Source organism: Bartonella sp. AD328YNZD (assembly GCF_042196425.1).
This window is the reverse complement of the sequence record NZ_JBHIQG010000005.1, coordinates 9,119-11,978: the sequence shown is the minus strand read 5'-3', so window position 1 is coordinate 11,978 and position 2,860 is coordinate 9,119. Positions and strand designations below refer to the sequence as shown.

At 42.2% G+C, this 2,860-nt stretch carries 1 protein-coding gene and 1 pseudogene; both read left to right on the top strand.

What is annotated here, in order from left to right; genetic code table 11:
* Positions 1–1,055, top strand: a pseudogene (locus ACFIO3_RS00675) (DNA repair protein RecN); the annotation flags it as partial.
* A gap of 113 nt (positions 1,056–1,168) precedes the next feature.
* On the top strand, positions 1,169–2,860 hold a 1,692-nt coding region (gene ligA / locus ACFIO3_RS00670), incomplete at its 3' end, for an NAD-dependent DNA ligase LigA (RefSeq protein WP_375704011.1).

The following is a 2,860-nucleotide window of genomic DNA, read 5'->3' as shown; positions in this document are numbered from 1 at the left end:
AAGTTGGTGAAGAGGAAGCTCTTTCTCTTCGTCGTGCTGATATGCTTAAATTAGAAAAAATAGCGACAGATATTAAAGACGCGGATGATCTTTTAACGGGTCAAAAATCACCAATTCCAGTGCTTTCTAATTTGGTGAGGCGTTTGGAGCGGAAAATTCCTGAGGCGCAAGAACTTATTGCACCAGTGGTGAAATCTATTGATGAGGCATTGCATGCACTTGCAACAGCACAAGAAGGTATTGAGACGGCAATACGAGCATTAGATTTTGAACCTGATGAATTGGAACGGATAGAAGAGCGTCTTTTTTCTCTTCGGGGTTTTGCTCGTAAATATCAAGTTTCTGCGGATGAATTGATTCAGTTATGCGATAAAATGGACGCAGAACTCGCTGATTTTGAAGAGGCTCAGACTATATTGACACGTTTTGAAGATGAGGCAAAGCAGGCAAAGAAAAATTATGATACATTGGCGCAAGCCTTAACAATAAAGCGTCGGGAGACAGCAAAGCATTTATCTGAAAGTGTTATGGCTGAGTTGCCGGCATTGAAGTTAGAGAGGGCCGAGTTTATTGTTGAAATGCAAAGTGATGTGGAAAAGCGGAGTGCTGAGGGATGTGATCGTATTGAATATTGGGTGCGAACAAATCCTGAAACACGAGCTGGACCGATGCTTAGTGTGGCTTCTGGCGGTGAATTGTCTCGTTTTTTGTTGGCATTAAAAGTTGTTTTGTCTGATCGAGGATCAGCACCGACGCTGATCTTTGATGAAATTGATACAGGTGTTGGGGGGGCTGTTGCAGCGGCTATTGGACAACGGTTGCAACGCTTATCAGAACGTGTTCAGGTTTTTGCTATTACGCATGCACCACAGGTTGCATCGAAAGCGCATGGTCATTTTCTTATTTCGAAAATTGAGAGTCATGATAAAGGACGCTTTGTTACTGCTATTCATAAAATGGAAGAGCATGAACGTGCAGAAGAAATTGCTCGTATGTTGGCAGGAGAACAGATTACTGAAGAAGCGCGTGCAGCGGCTCAAAAGCTTCTCGCATAAAGGTAATTAGCCAGTGATAAAAATACTGGAAAGCTTATTTTTATTTGCGATTCACTTTATAGAGGAAGCGTGGAAGTCCTTATGGCAGTAACTCGTAATTTGGAATAGATTTTATGAACAAAGATGCAGTTAAAAATCTCTCAGCTGTTGAAGCAGAAAGTGAATTAGAGTGGTTGGCAAAAGAAATTGCGCGTCATGATGTGCTTTATAATCGTGATGATCAGCCTGAAATTTCTGATGCAGAATACGATGCATTGCGCCGCCGTAATGCAGAAATTGAAGCTCTTTTTCCAGAGCTTATTCGTGTTGATTCTCCTTCACATAAAATTGGGGCACCAATTTCTGAAAAGTTTGAAAAATCTGTTCATGCACAGCCTATGCTTTCACTTGATAATGCGTTTAGCTCTGAAGATGTTACTGAATTTATTGAGCGTATTCGTCGTTTTTTACGTCTTCCAGAAACACAAGTGTTGGAAATAACAGCGGAGCCAAAAATTGATGGTTTATCTTTGTCTTTGCGCTACGAAAAGGGGCGGCTTGTGCGTGCGGCAACGCGTGGGGATGGAACTGTCGGTGAAAATGTGACGGCAAATGCTCGAACAATTGCTGATATTCCACAAGTTTTGCAAGGTGATTTTCCTGAGGTAATCGAGGTTCGCGGCGAAGTTTATATGGGACGGGAAGATTTCCAAGCTCTTAATATAAGCCAACAAGAGAAGGGAAAGTTAACCTTCGCCAATCCTCGAAATGCAGCGGCTGGTTCGCTCCGTCAGCTTGATTCACGGATAACCGCCAGCAGAAAGCTTCAATTTTTTGCTTATGCTTGTGGTGAAGTGAGTGAAGTATTTGCAGAAAGTCAAATAGAGATGATGAAAAAGCTAAAAGAATATGGCTTTGTTATCAATCCATTAATAAAAGTCTTTAAGAGAGTAGAAGAAATTATTTTTTATTATCGTGATATAGAAGAACGCCGTCATTCTTTAAGCTATGACATTGATGGCATTGTTTATAAGGTTAATGATTTGATGCTCCAAAAGCGTTTGGGGTTTGTTTCTCGTTCGCCGCGTTGGGCAATAGCCCATAAATTTCCAGCAGAAAAAGCAATGGCGCTTTTGGAAGATATTGATATTCAGGTCGGTCGTACGGGAGCTTTGACGCCTGTTGCACGCCTTACACCTATTACTGTTGGTGGGGTGGTGGTGACCAATGCCAGTTTGCATAATGAGGATTATATTAAGGGAATTGGCCATAAAGGAGAGCCCATTCGTGAAGGGCGTGATATTCGTGTAGGCGATACCGTGATTGTACAACGCGCTGGTGATGTAATCCCTCAAATTGTTGATATTATTGCTGAAAAACGTCCAAAAGATGCTTCTGCTTTTGTTTTTCCTCATCTGTGTCCCGCTTGTGGGAGTCATGCTGTTCGTGAAGAAGGAGAAGCGGTGCGTCGGTGTACCGGTGGGCTTATTTGTCCTGCACAAGCGATTGAACGTATTCGTCATTTTGTTTCACGCAATGCGTTTGATATTGAAGGCTTGGGTAAAAAGCAGGTAGAATTTTTTTTCCATGCTCAAGATGAGGCGCTTTGTATTCATACACCAGTTGATATCTTTACTTTAGAACGGCGCCAAGAAAAGTCTTTGATCCGTTTGGAAAATATGGAAGGTTTTGGTACTGTTTCAGTGCGGAAACTGTATGATGCCATTAATGCACGCCGCGAAATTCCTTTAAGCCGTTTTTTGTTTGCATTGGGGATTCGTCATGTTGGAGAGGTGAATGCACGCCGCCTTGCACGAGCATATCAA